Below are 1,903 nucleotides of genomic sequence, written 5' to 3' on the forward strand. Positions count from 1 at the left end.
TCGGGTAGGAGGCTACTCATTATTTGAGTAGCCGACCTCCCACACCACCGTACGTACCGTTCGGTATACGGCGGTTCCTAAGTTTACACAGTGACTTGCCGGTAATAATCTGAAAAGAATAGGAATCCCAGATTCTTAATTGTGGTGTTGTTGAGGGATGTTGCGAGGATCGGGCTGTTGGACGTTCGCCAATAGCCCTTTCTTGTGTTTGCGTATTCCCATGCCTTCTGATCATGGATTCCAAGTGACTTCAATCTATCGAATCTTGTTCTCACCCGTTTCCATTGTTTCCAGAAAATCATTCGAATTCGCCTTCGCATCCATTCGTCCGTCGTTTGGAGCAACTTCTTCATATCGGCAATCTTGAAGTAGTTCACCCACCCCGTGATGTACCGTTTGAGTTTCATTGCCCGGTCATCGTTCCCCATACCGTTACTTCTCGACGTCAGCTCTTTTACTTTGGCTTTCATCTTGGAGATCGATTTAGGATGTATCCTGACCTTTGTTTGTCCCTTTCGGCTATAGAATGAGAAGCCAAGAAACTTTATTCTTTTCGCTTCATCCACAACCGTCTTTTCTCGATTCACCCTGAGGAGCAATTTCTGTTCGATGAAGGGGAGGATATTTGTCAATGTTCGTTCCGCGCTCCTTCTGCTCTTGCAGAAGATGAGCATGTCGTCTGCATAACGAACGAAACGATGTCCTCTCTTCTCTAGTTCCATATCCAATTCATTTAACATGATGTTGCTCAGGATTGGACTTAGGTTCCCTCCCTGTGGCACGCCGAGTTCCGTTTCTTCGAATTTGTGTTTAACGACCACGCCAGCCTTCAGATATTTGTGAATGAGCGATATGACTCGTCCGTCCTTTATGGTTCTAGACAGCACTTCGATCAGCTTACTTTGGTTGACCGTATCGAAGTATTTCTCCAGATCCATGTCGACGACATGTTCATAGCCATCATCAATATTCACCTGACTTTTCCGGATCGCATCGTGTGCTTTCCGTTTCGGGCGGAAGCCGTAACTGTTCTCCGAAAATTGCTTTTCGTAGATCGGTGTCAACACTTGGGCAATAGCCTGCTGGATGAATCGGTCCACCACCGTTGGGATTCCCAGATTTCTTTTCTTTCCGTTCTCTTTCGGGATTTCGACCCGTCGAACGGGATTTGGACGGTATTTGCCGTCCAGGATTTGTTGTTTGATGGTTTCACCGTTTTCTCTGAGATATTGTAGAAGTTCATCTACTCCCATCCCGTCGACTCCGTGCGTTCCCTTATTCGCTTTGACTCGCTTGAACGCTTCGTTCAGGTTGTCTCGGCTCACGATCTTCTCAAGCAACTTATCCCCCGACTTGCTTGTGTTGGCATCGTCCTTTTCAGCTATCCTCTCAGGAATGTGCACTCCCGCATATCCTTCGTGTTCCGCACTATCTTTCTGCGTGGAGCCTTCTTTTCGAAGTTGGCTGCCCTTTGCTCCTGTTCTGGTAACATTCATTGATGATCACCTCCTAAGGTTCAGCCCTTCCCTTCTGCTGTCGACGGCAGAAGGTACTATGGCGTCTGCTGACTTCTCATGATAAATCTTGTTTCAACCGTGATTCGAAGTCCATCTCCTCACGTCCATGAGACCTCCCACGGTAAGACGACTCACTTTCCTTCCATGCACCCGCATCATTTACAATGGTACGTCCGTGTAGTTGATTGGACTTCGCTTTGTTTTGCAAGCTCATCCCATACCTTATGCCTGATGATGTTCGTGTTCCTCGGGTCGGAATTTTGCCTCCAGCTTCCTTCAGATTCCACCTCGCGATGGACACCCTTGCTCTTGGCTAGTGGTTGGTAACTACAAACCCCCACAGCGGACTTTCACCGCCTAGTTAGTCGCCATGCGTGGCGCACAAA

General features: G+C 47.8%; 1 protein-coding gene. It reads right to left on the reverse strand.

The annotated features are described in order from the left end of the window. Positions 1–83: 83 nt before the first annotated feature. Entirely contained in the window at positions 84–1,496 is a 1,413-nt protein-coding gene (gene ltrA / locus JMF85_RS27725; protein WP_127610829.1) for a group II intron reverse transcriptase/maturase, read from the reverse strand. Positions 1,497–1,903: the final 407 nt, after the last annotated feature.

Source organism: Paenibacillus sp. EPM92 (assembly GCF_016586185.1).
Classification (GTDB): domain Bacteria; phylum Bacillota; class Bacilli; order Paenibacillales; family NBRC-103111; genus Paenibacillus_G; species Paenibacillus_G validus.

What these genes read in the sequence shown, in the direction of transcription:
- ltrA (WP_127610829.1), bottom strand. Translation starts at nt 1,496, where the DNA reads ATGAATGTTACCAGAACAGGAGCAAAGGGCAGCCAACTTCGAAAAGAA.